Origin of the sequence: Pseudomonas sp. JAI115, assembly GCF_014200835.1 — a bacterium.
GTDB lineage: Bacteria > Pseudomonadota > Gammaproteobacteria > Pseudomonadales > Pseudomonadaceae > Aquipseudomonas > Aquipseudomonas putida_A.
This window is the reverse complement of sequence record NZ_JACHCY010000011.1, coordinates 145,904-164,455: the sequence shown is the minus strand read 5'-3', so window position 1 is coordinate 164,455 and position 18,552 is coordinate 145,904. Positions and strand designations below refer to the sequence as shown.

12 protein-coding genes and 1 pseudogene are annotated in these 18,552 nt (G+C 61.4%); 10 read left to right on the top strand and 3 right to left on the bottom strand.

The window, feature by feature from the left end; all coding sequences use genetic code 11:
• Positions 1-47 precede the first annotated feature (47 nt).
• Entirely contained in the window at positions 48-1,988 is a 1,941-nt protein-coding gene (locus HDC30_RS21985) for a BCCT family transporter (RefSeq protein ID WP_311662212.1), read from the bottom strand.
• Positions 1,989-2,473: 485 nt separating this feature from the next.
• On the opposite strand from HDC30_RS21985, the gene betI reads away from it, so the two are divergent.
• From betI to yccS, 9 genes are all read left to right on the top strand, one after another.
• The gene (gene betI / locus HDC30_RS21980; protein ID WP_041063389.1) at positions 2,474-3,094 is read left to right on the top strand and encodes a transcriptional regulator BetI; all 621 of its coding nucleotides are present in this window, start codon (positions 2,474-2,476) and stop codon (positions 3,092-3,094) included.
• 62 nt (positions 3,095-3,156) lie between these two features.
• Complete coding sequence (gene betB, locus HDC30_RS21975) at positions 3,157-4,629, top strand: betaine-aldehyde dehydrogenase (protein WP_027610639.1); 1,473 nt, start codon at positions 3,157-3,159, stop codon at positions 4,627-4,629.
• A gap of 153 nt (positions 4,630-4,782) precedes the next feature.
• Positions 4,783-6,486, top strand: coding sequence for a choline dehydrogenase (betA, locus tag HDC30_RS21970; protein ID WP_027610638.1), 1,704 nt, complete (start codon positions 4,783-4,785; stop codon positions 6,484-6,486).
• 285 nt (positions 6,487-6,771) lie between these two features.
• Positions 6,772-8,214, top strand: a complete 1,443-nt coding sequence (locus HDC30_RS21965) for a TldD/PmbA family protein (protein ID WP_027610637.1) — start codon at positions 6,772-6,774, stop codon at positions 8,212-8,214.
• On the top strand, positions 8,214-9,551 hold the full coding sequence (locus tag HDC30_RS21960) for a TldD/PmbA family protein (protein ID WP_183784884.1): 1,338 nt from the start codon (positions 8,214-8,216) through the stop codon (positions 9,549-9,551). Before HDC30_RS21965 ends, HDC30_RS21960 begins: the two co-directional genes overlap by 1 nt.
• A gap of 151 nt (positions 9,552-9,702) precedes the next feature.
• The gene (mdtD, locus tag HDC30_RS21955; protein WP_183784882.1) at positions 9,703-11,142 is read left to right on the top strand and encodes a multidrug transporter subunit MdtD; all 1,440 of its coding nucleotides are present in this window, start codon (positions 9,703-9,705) and stop codon (positions 11,140-11,142) included.
• A gap of 290 nt (positions 11,143-11,432) precedes the next feature.
• A complete protein-coding gene (gene dbpA, locus HDC30_RS21950; RefSeq protein ID WP_183784881.1) occupies positions 11,433-12,818 on the top strand; it encodes an ATP-dependent RNA helicase DbpA in 1,386 nt (461 codons plus the stop codon).
• 146 nt (positions 12,819-12,964) lie between these two features.
• A complete protein-coding gene (locus HDC30_RS21945) occupies positions 12,965-14,143 on the top strand; it encodes an NAD(P)/FAD-dependent oxidoreductase (RefSeq protein ID WP_115988727.1) in 1,179 nt (392 codons plus the stop codon).
• Between the two features lie 229 nt (positions 14,144-14,372).
• Positions 14,373-16,565 carry a YccS family putative transporter gene (yccS, locus tag HDC30_RS21940; RefSeq protein WP_183784879.1) on the top strand — a complete coding sequence of 731 codons (2,193 nt, stop codon included), beginning with the start codon at positions 14,373-14,375 and terminating at the stop codon, positions 16,563-16,565.
• Between the two features lie 112 nt (positions 16,566-16,677).
• On the opposite strand, the gene HDC30_RS21935 is transcribed toward yccS, so the two are convergent.
• Positions 16,678-17,415, bottom strand: coding sequence for an ABC transporter substrate-binding protein (locus HDC30_RS21935; protein WP_027610632.1), 738 nt, complete (start codon positions 17,413-17,415; stop codon positions 16,678-16,680).
• A gap of 256 nt (positions 17,416-17,671) precedes the next feature.
• On the opposite strand from HDC30_RS21935, the gene HDC30_RS21930 reads away from it, so the two are divergent.
• Positions 17,672-18,124 (top strand): GNAT family N-acetyltransferase, encoded by a 453-nt coding sequence (locus tag HDC30_RS21930; protein WP_183784878.1) that lies wholly within the window; start codon positions 17,672-17,674, stop codon positions 18,122-18,124.
• Positions 18,125-18,239: 115 nt separating this feature from the next.
• Here the strand turns inward: HDC30_RS21930 and HDC30_RS21925 are convergent.
• Positions 18,240-18,535, bottom strand: a pseudogene (locus HDC30_RS21925) (helix-turn-helix domain-containing protein).
• Positions 18,536-18,552 lie beyond the last annotated feature (17 nt).

Sequence of the window (18,552 nt, the reverse complement as noted above, 5' to 3'; positions counted from 1 at the left end):
TCCCCTCTCCCTCCGGGAGAGGGTTAGGGTGAGGGGAGCTTTTGATCCTAGCTATAGACACGGCCAAGGAGCTGCCGATGGCTTTCAAACTGATCGAGCACATCGCGTGTGATCTGATCCTGCGTGAAGCCCATCAGGTCGTAGTCCTGGCTGCCGTTGTGCAAATACACCTCGGCGCGGTAGTAACGCTGGCGCGCTTCATCGGACTGGGCCGATTCGGTCGGGGTCGCCAGGTAGCCGTCCAGGCTCACTTCATAGACGAAAGGGTTGCCCTCTTCCATCTCGACGCGCACGCCCATGCAACGCTTGGATTTGCCCAGCAGCGTCTGCACTTCCAGACCCTGTGCACGCAGTTGCGCAGCCGCGTCGTCCAGTGCCGGCGTCACATGTTTGTCCATGAAGCGCTGCACCACCGATTGGCTCGGTTGCAGATCCAGCTGCGTCAGACGCTCGCTGAAACCACGACGACCGCGCTCAGCCAGTTGCGCCTGCTCCTGTTCGATCTGCACGTCCTGGCGCATGGCCTTGTGCAGGCCAAACATGAAGCACACCAGCACCACCGAGAACGGCAGACCGGCCAGCACCACCATGGTTTGCATGGCTTCGAAGTTACCGGCGAACAGCAGACCGATGGTCACCAGCGTGATTACCACCGACCAGAAGATCCGCAGCCAGTGCGGCGCATCTTCGTCGACGTTGCCGCCCTTGCAGGACAGATTCGCCATCATCACCGCGCCGGAGTCGGCCGGGGTCAGGAACAGCACGAAACCGACGAAGATCGACACACCGATAACGACTTTCGACGCCGGGTAGTGTTCCAGCAACTGGTAGATCGCCATCGACGGTTGTTCCAGCGCCGTCTTGCCGAGTTCCACCGCCCCCTGGTTCATCACCAGATCCAGTGCCGAGTTACCGAAGATCGACAGCCACGCCAAGGTGAAGCCCAGCGGAATCAGCAGCACGCCAGCCACCAGTTCACGCACGGTACGACCACGGGAAATACGCGCGATGAACATGCCGACGAATGGCGCCCAGGAAATCCACCACGCCCAGTAGAACAGGGTCCACAGGCCCAGCCAGCGGTCGGACTTGGCGCTGTCGCCTTCATAGACGTACAGGTCGAAGGTCTTCAGCACTACGCCGTTGAGGTAGTCGCCGATGTTCTGCACGAAGCCGTTGAGCAGGTGCAGGGTCGGGCCGAACAGCAGGACGAAAATCAGCAGGCCGCTGAACAGCACGATGTTCAGGTTGGACAGACGACGAATGCCGTTTTCCACACCGGACACGGCAGCGATGGTCGCCACGGTGCTCATCACGATGATCACGATCAAAAGGTTAGTGTTGCTGTGCTCCATGCCGAACAGGTTTTCCAGACCCGAAGACACCTGCAGCGAGCCGATCCCCAGGTTGGTCACCAGCCCCAGCAGGGTCACGAACATGCCGAAGCCGTCCACTGCATGACCGGCCGCGCCTTTGACCCAACGCTCGCCGACCAGCGGATACAGCGCCGAACGCAGGGCCAATGGCTGGTTATGACGGTAAGCGAAGTACGCCACGGCCAGACCGACCAGCGCATAGATCGCCCAGCCGTGCAGGCCCCAATGCAGGAAAGTCAGTTGCACCGCCTGACGCGCGGCCAGGTTGCTGGCCGCTGCGCCTTCCGGCGGATTGAAGTAATGGTCCAGCGGCTCGGACGCGCCGAAGTACAGCAGCGAAATACCGATACCCGACGAGAACAGCATCCCCGCCCAGGCGCCGTAACTGAAATCCGGGGTGTCGTCCTTGCTGCCCAGTTTGAGTTTGCCGTAGGAGGAAAACGCCAGGCCCACCACAAACACCAGGTACGCGGCGATCACCACCATGTAGTACCAGCCGAAGCTGCGCGACAACCAGGCCTGAGCGATACCCAACAATCTGCCGGCCTCTTGCGGGGCGATGATCAGAATGGCGGTCAACAACAGAATCAACGCGGTAGAGGTGTAAAACACCCAACCGTTGACCGTCACCTTCTCGGGCGGGGTCTTTATAAGAGAGGCAGAACTCATGGCACAAATGCTCCAGGCAGTGCGAGAGAAGAACACAAGGCAACACGGAACCCGACCAATCGGTTGGTTGGCAGCCGACCGGCGGGTGATATAAAGACACCCCGAAAAAAGCCCGAACCTGCCGAAATGGCGTTGCGAATCGCTTTCGTGGCCAAAGCTGTGCGGACGTTCATCCGAAACCTGGCCCCGAGCGTCTTGCCCATTCAACACGTCCATCGAACAGCGAACCGCGCCATGCCCCACGCAGGTTTCAAGCATTTTCGGATGTCGTTTTATCGCCATTTACAAGCAGAAAAAATCTGTAGGCAGCGACGATTTGTCGCAGATCTTATTCTTTGTTGATTGAACGTTCAATCAAAACAAAATAGACTGGCCCTCAATCCGATAGGCGTTTATCGCCCTTCGGAAGGCCTAAGGAGATGTGCAAGATGCCCAAGGTCGGTATGCAACCCATCCGCCGCCAACAACTGATCGAAGCCACGTTGCAGGCGGTCGATCAGGTCGGTATGGGGGACGCCAGCATTGCGCTGATCGCCCGTTTGGCCGGTGTCTCGAATGGCATCATCAGTCACTACTTTCAGGACAAGAACGGCCTGATTGCCGCCACGATGCGGTATCTGATGAACGTCCTCAGCGAGAACGTCACCGCGCGCCGACAGGCGCTGGCAGACAGCAGCCCACGGGCGCATCTGCAGGTGATCATCGAAGGCAACTTCGACGCCAGCCAGGTCAATGGCCCGGCAATGAAAACCTGGCTGGCCTTCTGGGCCACCAGCATGCACCAGCCGTCTTTGCACAGGTTGCAGCGGATCAACGATCACCGTCTGTATTCCAACCTGTGCTGCGAGTTCCGCCGTGTGTTGCCGCTCGAAGATGCGCGCAGCGCCGCGCGTGGACTGGCAGCGTTGATCGACGGCTTGTGGTTGCGCGGCGCGCTGTCGGGAGACGCTTTCGACACGGCGCAGGCGCAACAGATCGCGTACGAATACATGGATTTCCAATTGGCCAAGCAGGTGAGCCAGAGCACACAGAAAACGCTCGGTACCTGAACCGCCACCGCAGTTTCAGCGCGGTGGTCGACGCCAACCACTAATGCACTTGCGAGGACACTATGGCCCGTTTCGAACTGCAAAAACTCTACATCGATGGCGCGTACTCCGACGCTGGCAGCGATGCCACTTTCGAAGCCATCAACCCGGCGAACGGTGAAGTCCTCGCCCAAGTGCAACGTGCGACCAAGGAAGACGTCGAGCGTGCTGTGGTCAGCGCTGAAAAGGGCCAGAAAATCTGGGCCGCGATGACCGCCATGGAGCGTTCGCGCATCTTGCGTCGCGCCGTCGACATCCTGCGCGAGCGCAACGATGAGCTGGCTGCTCTGGAAACCCTGGACACCGGCAAAGCCTTCTCCGAAACCAAATACGTCGACATCGTCACCGGCGCCGACGTGCTGGAATACTACGCAGGCCTGGTGCCGGCGATCGAAGGCGAGCAGATTCCGCTGCGCGACACTTCCTTCGTCTACACCCGTCGCGAGCCACTGGGCGTGGTCGCCGGTATCGGCGCGTGGAACTACCCGATCCAGATCGCGCTGTGGAAATCCGCACCGGCCCTGGCCGCCGGTAACGCAATGATCTTCAAGCCAAGCGAAGTCACCTCGCTGACCACCCTGAAACTGGCCGAGATCTACACCGAAGCCGGCCTGCCAAACGGCGTGTTCAACGTACTGACCGGCAGCGGCCGTGAAGTCGGCACCTGGCTGACCGAGCACCCGCGCATCGAGAAAGTCTCCTTCACCGGCGGCACCGACACCGGCAAGAAAGTCATGGCCAGCGCTTCGGCTTCGTCGCTGAAAGACGTGACCATGGAACTGGGCGGCAAGTCGCCGCTGATCATCTGCGACGACGCCGACCTCGATCGCGCCGCCGACACCGCGATGATGGCCAACTTCTACAGCTCCGGTCAGGTCTGCACCAACGGCACTCGCGTATTCGTACCGAGCCACCTGAAAGCCGCGTTCGAAGCCAAGATTGTCGAGCGCGTCGCGCGCATCCGCATCGGCAACCCGGAAGACGAAAACACCAACTTCGGCCCGCTGGTCAGCTTCGCCCACATGGAAAGCGTGCTGGGCTACATCGCCAAGGGTAAAGAAGAAGGTGCCCGCGTGCTGTGCGGCGGCGAGCGTCTGACCGACGGCGAATTCGCCAAAGGCGCCTTCGTTGCACCGACCGTGTTCACCGACTGCACCGACGAGATGACCATCGTCCGTGAAGAAATCTTTGGCCCGGTGATGGCGATCCTCTCCTACGAGACCGAAGAAGAAGTGATCCGCCGCGCCAACGACACCGACTTCGGCCTGGCCGCCGGTATCGTCACCAAAGACCTGAACCGCGCGCACCGCGTGATTCATCAACTGGAAGCCGGTATCTGCTGGATCAACGCCTGGGGCGAGTCCGACGCGAAGATGCCGGTTGGCGGTTACAAGCAGTCGGGCGTGGGCCGTGAAAACGGCATCAGCTCGCTGACCAACTACACACGCATCAAATCGGTACAGGTCGAGCTGGGCGATTACGTCTCGGTGTTCTAAGACCCGAGTCTTGTATTGCTCGTGAGGCCGTCTTCGCGAGCAGGCTCGCTCCCACATTGAAATATGTCTCCTGTGGGAGCGAGCCTGCTCGCGAATCGAGTGCGCAGCACTCGCCGAGGCCCGACCTGACCACATCTAAAGAGGGTGCATTCAATGTCCCAAGAATTCGATTACATCATCATCGGTGCCGGCTCGGCCGGTAACACCCTGGCGACCCGTCTGACTGAAGACGAAGGCGTCACCGTGTTGCTGCTCGAAGCAGGCGGCCCGGACTACCGTTTCGACTTCCGCACGCAAATGCCGGCTGCACTGGCATTCCCGCTGCAAGGTCGTCGCTACAACTGGGCGTACGAAACCGATCCGGAGCCACACATGGACGGTCGTCGGATGGAGTGCGGTCGCGGCAAAGGCCTCGGCGGCTCCTCGCTGATCAACGGCATGTGCTACATCCGTGGCAACGCGATGGACTACGACGGCTGGGCGAAGCTGCCAGGCCTGGAAGACTGGACCTACCTCGACTGCCTGCCGTACTTCCGTAAAGCGGAAACCCGCGACATCGGCCCGAACGACTACCACGGTGGCGACGGCCCGGTCAGCGTGACCACGCCGAAGGCGGGCAACAACCCGCTGTTCCACGCCATGGTTGAAGCCGGCGTGCAGGCCGGTTACCCGCGCACCGAAGACTTGAACGGCTACCAGCAGGAAGGCTTCGGCCCGATGGATCGCACCGTGACGCCGAACGGCCGTCGTGCTTCCACCGCCCGTGGCTACCTCGACGTCGCGAAAAAGCGCTCGACCCTGACCATCGTCACCCACGCCCTGACCGACAAGATTCTGTTCGAAGGCAAGCGTGCGGTCGGCGTGCGGTACCTGGTCGGTTCGGCGGAAGAACGTGTTGAAGCCAAGGCACGCAAGGAAGTCCTGCTGTGCTCCGGCGCCATCGCTTCGCCGCAGATTCTGCAGCGCTCCGGTGTCGGCCCGGCAAAACTGCTGGAAAGCCTCGACATCCCGGTGGTGCATGACCTGCCGGGCGTCGGTGAAAACCTGCAGGATCACCTTGAGCTGTACCTGCAATACGCTTGCACCCAACCGGTCTCGCTGTACCCGTCGCTGCTCTGGTACAACCAGCCGGCCATCGGTGCCGAGTGGCTGTTCAACGGCACCGGCATCGGCGCCAGCAACCAGTTCGAAGCCGGCGGTTTCATCCGTTCGCGTCCGGAATTCGAGTGGCCGAACATCCAGTACCACTTCCTGCCGGTAGCGATTAACTACAACGGCAGCAACGGTGTGAAAGAGCACGGCTTCCAGGCACACATGGGTTCCATGCGTTCGCCGAGCCGTGGTCGCATCCAGTTGAAGTCCAAGGATCCGCGTCAGCACCCGAGCATCCTGTTCAACTACATGGCCACCGAGCAGGACTGGCAGGAATTCCGTGACGGCATCCGCCTGACCCGCGAAATCATGCAGCAGCCTGCGCTGGACGCCTTCCGTGGCCGCGAAATCAGCCCGGGCATCGACGTGCAAACCGATGAGCAGTTGGACAAGTTCATCCGCGAGCACGCCGAAACCGCGTTCCACCCGTCCTGCTCGTGCAAGATGGGCACCGACGAGATGGCGGTTGTGGATGGCGAAGGTCGCGTGCACGGCATGCAGAGCCTGCGTGTGGTCGATGCCTCGATCATGCCGATCATCACCACCGGTAACCTCAACGCGCCGACGATCATGATCGCCGAGAAAATCGCCGACAAGATCCGTGGCCGCAAGCCGCTGCCGCGTAGCAATGCTGCCTACTACGTTGCTGGCGGTGCGCCGGTGAAGGGCAAGCCGATGCGTGATATCACGCCTGTTGCTCAGTAAGACGTAATACCGCGTCACGGCTAATCGCGAGCAGGCTCACTCCTACAAGGATCTCCAGCGACCACACATTATGTGGACATTGGAGATTAACTGTAGGAGTGAGCCTGCTCGCGATGAGGCCCTGCAATTCAATACCCCTCCCCCCTGCTGCACAGTAAATCCTCCTACACCTCCTCTTCACTTGATCCTACCCCCACGCAGGCCTACTCTAGACCTCGCGCAATCGTTTCACCCCTCCCCGCCGAATCGCTTCACCCCGCAACTCCATAACAAGGAGGTTCCCGAATGTTCGATTTTCACCCCCAGCTCAAGCAGCGCTTCGCTGCCTTGCGCACGGGCGCCGAGTTTTTTTCCCTGCGGTATGTACGCGAGTCCGGCCAGTACCTGTCGGTGCGCAAGAACGTCGCCGAGCCGCCAAGCCTGAGCCGCGACGAAGGCGCGATGCTCACTGTGCGCGTCAACGGCGTCGAGGCTTACGCGGCGACCAACGACCTGTCGCAGCAAGGCCTGCAAGCCGCCCTTGAGCGCGCCGAACAGCAGGCCCGGCGACTGAAGCCGCACGCCTTGCTCGACCTGCGCAACCAGCCGGTGTCGAGCGATCGCGCTGATTACTTTTCGCCCAATCTTGAGCAACCCTTCCCGTCCCTGAGCGAATGCTTCGAGCTGCTCGGCGCGGAATCCGCCTCGGTGCCAAAGGATGAGCGCCTGGTGAATTGGGAAGCGAGCATCGGCATCACCCACGTCGAGCAGATCTACCTGAGCAGCGCCGGCGCCGAATTGCGCCAGGCCCAGCGCTTCGTCTATCCAGGCCTCGACGTCACCGCCTACGACGGCCACGACAGCCAGACCCGTTCCCTCGGCCGCGAGAACTTCGGCCAGCAGGGTGGCGCGGACGTGATCAGCCGTTGCGGCCTGGTCGGCGCCGGCCCGAAGGTGGCCGATCAGGCCCTGCAACTGCTGCTCGCGCCGAACACCCCGCAAGGCCCGCGCGATCTATTGCTGATGCCGGACCAGATGATGCTGCAGATTCACGAGTCCATCGGTCACCCGCTGGAACTCGACCGCATCCTCGGTGACGAGCGCAATTACGCCGGCACCAGCTTCGTCAAAACCAGCGACTTCGGCAGCCTGCAATACGGCTCGAAGCTGCTCAACGTGACCTTCGATCCGGACATTCCCGAAGAGCTGGCCAGCTACGGCCACGATGACGACGGCAGCAAAGCCAGCAAACAATTCCTGATTCGCGAAGGCTTGCTGTTGCGGCCATTGGGCGGCGCGCTTTCGCAGTTCCGTGCCGGTCTCGACGGGGTTGCCAACAGCCGCGCCTGCGGCTGGAACCGGCCGCCGATCGACCGCATGGCCAACCTCAACATCGAGCCGGGCGATCAGTCGCTGACGCAACTGATCAGCGGCATCGAGCACGGCATTCTGATGAGCACCAACCGTTCGTGGTCGATTGACGATGCGCGCAACAAATTCCAGTTTGGTTGCGAGTGGGGTCAGTTGATCGAGAACGGTGAACTCAAGGGTGTGGTGAAAAATCCGAACTACCGGGGCATTTCCGCGCACTTCTGGAAGAGTCTGCGCGCGGTCGGCAATGCCGGCACCCGAATGGTGCTGGGCACGCCAAACTGCGGCAAGGGCGAGCCGAACCAGGTGATCCGCGTCGGCCACGCTTCACCGGCCTGCGTATTCAGCAACGTTGATGTGTTTGGGGGAGACGCCTGATGAGCATTTCGAAGAGTCAGTCCGACGCCTTCAAGGTCATGGTCAATTGGCTGCGCGACAGCGTGCGCGAGCCGGAACAATTCACCCTCAGTTACGCCGCCGAATCCTCGGCGTTCGTACGGTTCAATCACGCCAAGGTGCGTCAGGCCGGCCAGGTGCAGCAAGCCGACGTCGGGCTGAAGCTGATCAATGACGGCCGCCATGCCGACCTGCACATCACCCTGTCCGGTGATCAGGAAGCCGATCTGCAACGCCTCTCCGAAGGCCTGCAACAACTGCGCGAAACCCTGCCGCTGCTGCCACAGGATCCCTACCTGCTGCTCAACCACAACGGCTGGCAGAGCAACAACGTGCAGGAACATCCGCTACCGGACACCGAGCAGGTGGTCGAGGAAATCTGCAGCGCTGCTGAAGGTCTGGATCTGGTCGGCTTCTATGCTGCCGGCCCAATCAGCCGCGGTTTCGCCAGTTCCTCGGGGGCGTTCGGCTGGCATCAGGCCAACAGCTTCAACTTCGACTTCAGCCTGTTCCACGACAATGGCGAAGCGGTGAAAGCCAGCTACGCCGGGCACGAGTGGAGCAGCGAAGGCTTCACCCGCCGCTTCCAGCAGGCCCGCGAGCAACTGGCGTTCCTCGGTCGACCGTTACGCACCCTCGCACCGGGGCAATACCGCGCGTACCTGGCGCCGGCCGCGCTGGAAGAAATCATGGGCATGCTCAGCTGGGGCGGTTTCTCGGCGCAGTCGATTGCCAGCAAAAGCAGCCCGCTGCAGAAGCTGTATGTCGGCGATCAGACGTTCAGTCCGCTGGTCTCACTGGATGAGCAAGTCAGCGGTTCGTTGAGCCCGGCGTTCTCCGGCGAGGGTTATCCGCGCAGTGATCTGCGGCTGATCGTCGAAGGCAAGGCTGGCGATCAACTGGTCGGTTCGCGCAGTGCCGCCGAATACGGCCTGACCGCCAACGGCGCCGGCGGCGGTGAAATGCCGAGTGCGCTGAACATGGCGGCCGGTGATCTGTCACAGGCAGAGATCCTCAAGCAGTTGGGCACCGGGCTGTACATCAGCAATCTGTGGTACCTGAACTACTCGGATCAACCAGCGGCGCGCCTGACCGGCATGACTCGCTTCGCAACTTTCTGGGTCGAGAACGGCGAGATTCAGGCGCCGGTCAGCACCATGCGTTTCGACGACAGCGCCTACAGCCTGCTGGGTTCGCAGCTGGAAGCATTGACCGCCGAGCGCGAGTTGCTGCTGTCGGCGAGCACGTATAGCCAGCGCAATACCTCGTCGGCACTGCTGCCGGGGGCGCTGGTGAGCCGACTCACGCTAACCCTGTAAAAGCAAAACCTGGGGGAACGAGCCTGCTCGCGAAAGCGGTAGATCAATCGACATCAATGTTGAATGAAATGGCCTCTTCGCGAGCAGGCTCGCTCCCACACTGACCGCGCTCGACAATGGATATGCATTAACTCCAACCACAAGAGGTTCCATGCCCACACGCTCGCCTCTCGACGCCATCACCGCCCGCTGGTTGCCGTGGGTCGTCGCCATTGCGTTCTTCATGCAGTCCCTCGACGGGACCATCCTCAACACCGCCCTGCCGGCCATGGCCCGGGATCTGGCCGAAGACCCGTTGCGCATGCAAGGTGTGGTCATCGCCTACATGCTCACCGTGGCCTTGCTGATTCCGGCCTCGGGCTGGATCGCCGACCGCTTCGGCACCAAGAAGATTTTCTTCGGCGCGATCCTGCTGTTCAGTTTCGGCTCGCTGCTCTGCGCGTTATCCAGCAGCCTGAGCATGCTGGTCGGCGCGCGGGTGATCCAGGGTCTGGGCGGCGCATTGATGCTGCCGGTCGGACGGCTGGTGGTGCTGCGCGCCTACCCGCGTTCGGAACTGGTGCGGATCATGGGCTTCATCACCATTCCCGGCCTGCTCGGCCCGCTGATCGGCCCGACCATGGGCGGCTGGATGGTGCAATACCTGACGTGGCACTGGATTTTTCTGATCAACCTGCCGGTCGGTGTTCTCGGCTGCTACGCGGTGTGGAAGTTCATTCCCGACCTGCGCGGCAGCGAGCGCACGCGCTTCGACAGCCTCGGTTTCCTGCTGTTTGGCGCGGCGATGATCCTGATCACCATCGCCATGGAAGGTCTGGGCGAATTGCACTTGCCGCACCTGCGAGTGATGTTGCTGCTGTTCGGCGGTCTGGCATGTCTGGCGGCGTACTGGCTGCGCGCCGGACGTATCGAGAATCCGCTGTTCGCCCCGTCGTTGTTCAAGACGCGAACCTTCGCGGTCGGAATCATCGGCAACCTGTTCGCCCGTCTGGGCAGCGGCGCCCTGCCGTTTCTGGTGCCGTTGTTGCTGCAAGTCGCGCTGGGTTACTCGCCGTCGCAAGCCGGGATGAGCATGCTGCCGCTGGCCGCTGCGGCGATGTTCGCCAAGTGGATGGCGCGGCCGCTGATCGAACGCCTCGGCTATCGCATTGTGCTCACCGGCAACACTCTGGCGCTGGGGATCATGCTGGCGAGCATGGGCCTGGTCAGCGAGCAGACGCCGTACTGGCTGCTGTTGTGCCTGCTGGCGGTTCTCGGCGCGATCAACTCGCTGCAATTCACCGCGATGAACACCGTAACCCTGATCGACCTCGACGACGCCAGCGCCAGCAGCGGCAACAGCTTGCTGTCGGTGGTGGCGCAATTGTCGCTGAGTCTGGGCGTGGCCTGTGCCGGTGCGTTGCTCGGCGGGTTTACGGCGGAGATCGGCAACGATGGCGTCGAGACCGTGCTGGGCGCGTTCCAGCTGACGTTTGTCACGGTCGGGATCATGGCGATGCTGGCGGCGACGATCTTCTCGCAACTGTCGAAAGAGGACGGTCGCCGGGTCAAACGCCCGGATGAACATCCGGATGAACACATCGAACACTAGGCAGTGTCATGTTTTGTGAATGCTTTTGTGGTGAGGGGATTTATCCCCGATGGGGTGCGCAGCGCCCCCTATATCTGCCTTATTACTGCATCAGCCTCTTTTGGGGCTGCTTCGCAGCGCATCGGGGATAAATCCCCTCACCACAGATAAATCCCCTCACCACAGATGAATCCACTCACCACAGTTGAACCCTCTCGCCTCGGGATTCAGGCACTGTTCGTCCAGAACTTTCGAGGAAAGTGGCACGGGGCTGCTACACTGCGCGACATTTTGTTTTGCAGGCCAGTCCCGTGACCACCATCGCCACCGCTTTTAATACTCTGCCGCTGTCCGCCGCCATGCTGGCTAACCTCGAATCCCTCGGTTATGCCCAGATGACGCCGATCCAGGCGCAGAGCTTGCCGGTGATCCTCAAGGGGATGGACCTGATCGCCCAGGCCAAGACCGGCAGCGGCAAGACCGCCGCGTTCGGCATCGGCCTGCTCAACCCGATCAACCCGCGTTACTTCGGTTGCCAGGCGCTGGTGATCTGCCCGACCCGTGAGCTGGCCGACCAGGTCGCCAAGGAAGTCCGGCGTCTGGCCCGTGCCGAAGACAACATCAAGGTCCTGACCCTGTGCGGCGGCGTGTCGTTCGGCCCGCAGATCGCTTCGCTGGAGCACGGCGCGCACATCATCGTCGGCACCCCGGGGCGTATCCAGCAACACCTGCGCAAGGGTTCGCTGGTGCTCGACGGCCTGAACACGCTGATCCTCGACGAAGCCGACCGCATGCTCGACATGGGCTTCTACGACGCCATCGAAGACATCATCGAAAAGACTCCGGCACGCCGCCAGACCCTGCTGTTCTCCGCCACGTACCCGGTGGGCATCAAGCAACTGGCGTCGAAATTCATGCGCGATCCGCAAACGGTGAAAGCCGAAGCGTTCCATGACGACACGCAGATCGAGCAGCGCTTTTACGAAATTTCTCCGGAAGAGCGCATGAGCGCAGTGACCAAAGTCCTGCACCACTTCCGCCCGGCTTCCTGCGTGGCGTTCTGCTTCACCAAGCAGCAAGTGCAGGAAACCGTTGACCACCTGACCTCCAAGGGCATTTCCGCCGTCGGCCTGCACGGCGATCTGGAACAGCGTGATCGCGATCAGGTGCTGGCGATGTTCGCCAACCGCAGTACGTCGGTCCTGGTCGCCACCGACGTCGCCGCCCGTGGTCTGGACATCGACGCGTTGGACATGGTGATCAACGTCGAACTGGCCCGCGACTCGGAAATCCACATTCACCGCGTTGGCCGTACCGGTCGTGCCGGCGAGAAAGGCATTGCGGTCAGCTTCGTTGCGCCGTCCGAAGCGCATCGCGCGCAAGCCATCGAACAGCTGCAGAAAGCTCCGCTGAACTGGGATCAGGTCGATAACCTCAAGTCCCAGGGCGGCGCCCCGCTGCAGCCACCGATGAGCACCCTGTGCATCGCCGGCGGGCGTAAAGACAAAGTGCGTCCGGGCGACATCCTCGGCGCACTGACTGGCGATGCCGGCATCCCCGGCGCCCAGGTCGGCAAGATCGCGATCTTCGACTTCCAGTCGTATGTGGCGGTTGAACGCACCGTGGTCATGCAGGCGCTGCAGCGCTTGAACAACGGCAAGATCAAGGGCCGTTCGTTGCGCGTGCGGGTCCTTTAAGAACAACGCACATCTCTGTGGGAGCGAGCCTGCTCGCGAATGCAATCTGTCAGTTGATATCTTTGTGACTGACACACTGCTATCGCGAGCAGGCTCGCTCCCACATTGGTTTCCGGTGAATTTGAATTTTGTGTGAGGACACCGTTTTGCGCTCTACCGAAGTCGTGATCATTGGCGCTGGCGCCGCAGGGTTGATGTGTGCACTGACCGCCGCCGGGCGTGGGCGTCAGGTGTTGCTGCTCGATCATGCGAACAAGGCCGGCAAGAAAATCCTGATGTCCGGTGGTGGCCGCTGCAATTTCACCAACATGTACACCGAACCGGGCAATTTCCTCTCGGGTAACCCGCATTTCTGCAAATCGGCTCTGGCGCGCTACACCCAGTGGGATTTCATCGGCATGGTCGCCAAGCACGGCGTGCCGTACCACGAGAAGAAACTCGGTCAGCTGTTCTGCGATAACAAATCCAGCGACATCCTCGGCATGCTGCTCGACGAGTGCGATCAGGTCGGCGTCGAGCTGCACCTCGACACCTCGATCCAGACCATCGAAAAGGTCGAAAGCGGCTACCTGCTCGACACCACCCTCGGCCAGGTTCAGTGCCAGTCGCTGGTGATCGCCACCGGCGGGTTGTCGATCCCGACGCTGGGCGCTACCGGTTTCGGTTATCAGGTCGCCAAACAGTTCGGCCATGAACTGCTGCCGACTCGCGCCGGACTCGTGCCGTTCACCATCACTGATCAGCTCAAGGAACTCTGCACCGAGCTGTCCGGTACTTCGGTGGATTGTCTGGTCAGCTGCAACGACCAGAGCTTTCGCGAGAACATTCTGTTCACTCACCGTGGTCTCAGTGGCCCGGCGATTCTGCAGATCTCGTCGTTCTGGGAGCCGGGCGACACCGTGGAGATCAACCTGTTGCCGGATCACGACACCGCGGCATGGCTGCAACAGCAAGTGGCCGAACGCCCGAACAGTGAACTGAAAACCCTGCTCGGCGAGATCTTCACCAAGAAGATGGCCAATCTGCTGGCGGACAACTGGTTCGTGTCCAAACCGATGAAGCAGTACACCCACGCCGAACTGGCGCAGATCGCCGACAAGCTCGGCAGCTGGAAAGTCGTCCCGGCTGGCACCGAAGGCTATCGCACCGCCGAGGTCACGCTGGGCGGCGTCGATACCCGCGAAGTGTCGTCCAAGACCATGGAGTCGCTGAAAAGCCCGGGGCTGTATTTTGTCGGCGAAGTGCTCGACGTCACCGGGCATCTGGGCGGTTTCAACTTCCAGTGGGCCTGGGCCTCGGGGTACGCGGCCGCGCAGTACGTCTGATCCAAAATCAAACGCAAGACCTGTGGGAGCGAGCCTGCTCGCGAATGCGGTGTATCAGTCGACATCAATGTTGAATGACGCTCCGCTTTCGCGAGCAGGCTCGCTCCCACAGTGGTTTGTGGTGTAAGTAAAAGGAACACTTTTTGCTGTCAGATGTGATCGGCGCCATTGCGTCGGCGTCATTACTGGCTCAATTTAGCGGCATCGCCTCGGAAGGCCTTCGCACTTCATGTCCTCGACCTCGTTTCGTCAGTCTTTGCGGCGCCTGTGGGCGCTGGATAAATTCAGCTACAGCGTGCGGGTGTTCATCGCCCTGACCGGCAGCATGGCGCTGTGTTGGTATCAGGATGAAATGGGCCTGCTGATCCCATTGTTCCTCGGGATCATCGCCAGCGCCCTGGCCGAGACCGACGACAGTTGGCAGGGGCGCCTCAACGCCCTCGCCGTGACGCTGGTATGTTTCAGTATCGCCGCGCTGTCGGTGGAACTGCTCTTCCCTTACCCCATCGTGTTCGCCATCGCCCTGGCCTTGGCCAGCTTCGGCCTGACCATGCTCGGCGCACTCGGCGAGCGTTATGGCGCGATTGCCTCGGCGACCTTGATTCTGTCGGTCTACACCATGATCGGCGTGGATCAGCGCGGCGGCGCGGTCACCGATTTCTGGCACGAACCGATGCTGCTGGTGGCGGGTGCCGCGTGGTACGGCCTGCTGTCGGTGCTGTGGCAGGCGATGTTTTCCAACCAGCCGGTGCAGCAGAGTCTGGCGCGGCTGTTCCGTGAACTGGGTTTCTACCTGAAGCTGAAAGCCTCGCTGTTCGAGCCGATCCGCCAACTGGACGTCGAAGGCCGACGGCTGGAACTGGCGCAGCAAAACGGTCGCGTGGTCGCCGCGCTGAACAGTGCCAAGGAAATCATTCTGCACCGGGTCGGCAACGGTCGCCCGGGGTCGAAAGTCAGTCGCTATCTGAAGCTGTATTTCCTCGCCCAGGACATCCACGAGCGCGCCAGCTCCTCGCACTATCCGTACAACGCGCTGGCCGATGCGTTCTTCCACAGCGACGTGCTGTTCCGCTGCCAGCGTTTGTTGCGCCAGCAGGGCAAGGCCTGCCGCGCATTGGCCGAATCGATCCAGATGCGCCAGCCGTTCGTCTACGACGCCAGTTTTGCCGAAGCGCTGACGGACCTCGATGCCTCCCTTGAACACCTGCGTATTCAGAGCAATCCGGCGTGGCGCGGTCTCCTGCGTTCGCTGCGCGCACTGGCCGCCAACCTCGGCACCCTCGACCGCTTGCTCAGCGACGCGAGCAACCCCGACGCCCTGGCGGACGCCACCGACAGCAGCCTGCTCGATCGCTCGCCGCGCAACCTCAAGGACGTGTGGATTCGCTTGCGTACGCAACTGACACCGACGTCCTTGCTGTTCCGTCACGCCCTGCGTCTGCCGCTGGCGCTGAGTATCGGCTATGGCATGGTGCACCTGATTCACCCGTCGCAGGGTTACTGGATCATCCTCACCACCCTGTTCGTCTGCCAGCCGAACTACGGCGCGACCCGGCGCAAGCTCGGTCAGCGGATTCTCGGCACCGCCATCGGCCTGACCGTGGCGTGGGCGCTGTTCGATCTGTTCCCCAGCCCGCTGGTGCAGTCGTGCTTCGCGATCGCCGCCGGGGTGGTGTTCTTTACCAACCGCACCACGCGCTACACCCTGGCGACCGCCGCCATCACCATCATGGTGCTGTTCTGCTTCAACCAGATCGGCGATGGCTACGGGCTGTTCCTGCCGCGCCTGTTCGATACCCTGCTCGGCAGCCTGATCGCCGGCCTGACGGTGTTCCTGTTCCTGCCGGACTGGCAGGGCCGACGCCTGAACAAGGTGCTGGCCAACACCCTGACCTGCAACAGCATCTACCTGCGCCAGATCATGCAGCAATACGCTGCCGGCAAGAGCGACGACCTCGCCTATCGCCTGGCCCGACGCAACGCGCATAACGCCGATGCGGCGCTGTCGACAACGCTGGCGAACATGCTCATGGAGCCGGGGCATTTCCGTAAGGAAGCGGACGTCGGTTTCCGTTTTCTGGTGCTGTCGCACACCCTGCTCAGCTACCTCTCCGGGTTGGGCGCGCATCGCGAAACGCAGCTACCGGCAGACGTGCGTGAACAGCTGATCGACGGCGCCGGAGTGAAACTGGCCGCGAGCATCGACGACATCGCCCAGGGCCTGGCGAACAAGCAACCGGTGGCGATTCAGAGTGACGAAGAAGAAGCGCTGGCCAATGAGCTGGAACAGATGCCCGACGAGATCGATGAAGGACAGCGACTGGTGCAGACGCAACTGGCGTTGATCTGCCGGCAGCTGGGGCCGTTGCGCACGTTGGCGGCGCATTTGATCAAAGACACCAGTGAGGTCAGCGGCGGCTGATCAGACGCCATCGCGAGCAGGCTCACTCCTACAAGGGAACGCATTTCAAACTGTAGGAGTGAGCCTGCTCGCGATAGGGCCATCAGCCACTTAACAAATTCTGGATCAGCTCTCACATCCCATGCTGGCGCAGCAACTTGTCATAACTGCCATCTGCCTTCATCGCCGCAATCGCCTTGTCAAACCCGGCCACAATCTGCTCATGCTGCGGATTCTTCAGGCTTACCAGAATATGCAGGCTGTTCTCGCTCAGCGGCTTGGGCAGAAACTCCACGGCGTTGCGCACTTTGGCTGATTCGCGGGCCAGGTAATAGCGCGCGACGTATTCATCTTCCAGGGTCAGCTTGACCCGGTCCGCCGCCAGCATGCGCACGGCCATGGCGAAGTTATGCACAGGGACTTTCTCCAGTGCGGTATCGGCATCGAAGGCCTGCGAGTAGGCATAACCGCGCACCACCGCCACCGGGTAGGTGTGCAGTTGTTCCAGGCTGCCGTACTCCAGCGGCGTGTCCTTGCGCTTGAGAAAGCGGATGCGGTTGAGCAGGTATTCGCCAGAGAACTGGCCGATTTTGGTCCGTTCGTCGTTGTACCAGGCGTTGACCAGCACGTCGTATCGTCCTTCGCCCACCCCCAGCAGTGCCCGCGCCCAAGGTACCTGTTCATAGTCGCTGGCATAACCGGCCCGCGCCAGCGCGGTGCTGACGATGTCGGTGGCCAGGCCACCGTTGACCAGCGTGTCGTCGGTAAAGGGCGGCCAGATATCAAACACCAGTCGCAACTTCTCCGCTGAGGCGGTTTGGGCCAGCAAGAGCAATCCGATCAAAGCAAAGGCTCGATGCAGTCGCGGCATGCTTGAAAATCCTTAGCGGGCGGGCTGCCCAGCGTGTTTTCAGTCAAAACCCCAAGGCCCCTTACCGGCGAAACCCAGGCCCTAACAGTAGCTCATTGAAGCCAGTGCACAGCGCTTTCCAGCAGATTACACAAAGCAGCCGCTATCGCGAGAAAGGAATGATGGCATTTTGACCTTTGTCACAGACTGTTCCGCCATACAGACATCCGGCGCCAGTGCCCTTAGTATCGGGCGACGGAGTTCAAGGAGTCGGAAGATGACAATCGAGTGGGTCTGCAAGCATCACAGTGATCTGGGCAAAGAAGAGTTGTACGCACTGCTGAAGCTACGCTCGGAAGTGTTCGTGGTCGAACAGAAATGCGCCTACCCGGACCTCGACGGCCAGGATCTGGGCGGCGACACCCATCACCTCATGGGCTGGGAAGGCGATCAACTGATGGCCTATCTGCGCCTGCTGGACCCCGAATCCCAGGGCGGTGACGTGGTGATTGGCCGCGTGATCATTGCGCCGCAGGGCCGCGGCAAAGGGCTGGGGCATGTGATGATGGAGCACGCGCTGAAACAGGCCGGGAAGCATTGGCCGCAGGTGCCGATCTATCTGTCGGCGCAGGCGCATTTGCAGGGGTATTACGGCAGGTACGGGTTTGTGGTGGCGGGTGAGGAGTATCTGGAGGATGACATTCCGCACATAGGCATGCGTCGCCCATAAGAGCCCCTTCGCGAGCAAGCCCGCTCCCACATTTGATTGCATTCCATCTGAAGGAACTCGATCGACTGTGGGAGCGGGCTTGCTCGCGAAGGCGTCAGCTCAGGCACTGCAAAACTCAGGGATACTCCAGCACAGTCTTGATCTGCCGCAGATTACGCTCGATCCACCCGCGATCAATCGCTCCCCACTCGCGAATCCGATAGCGCCCGGCATGGTTGCGCGCGCCCTCTTCCTGCTCGAATTCACAGACGATGTCCAGATCCGCCAGCGCGGCGATCGTGTCCTGCGCCGTGCGCCGGGGCATGCCGGTCACTTCGGTCAGCGCCGGGACGCTTGGGGCCAGGCCGCTGTCGATCAGGTAGGCCACGTACAGGCGCCGGAAAAACTGCTTTTGGTCTTGCTGACGTCCATCTACCCGCTCCTTGTTG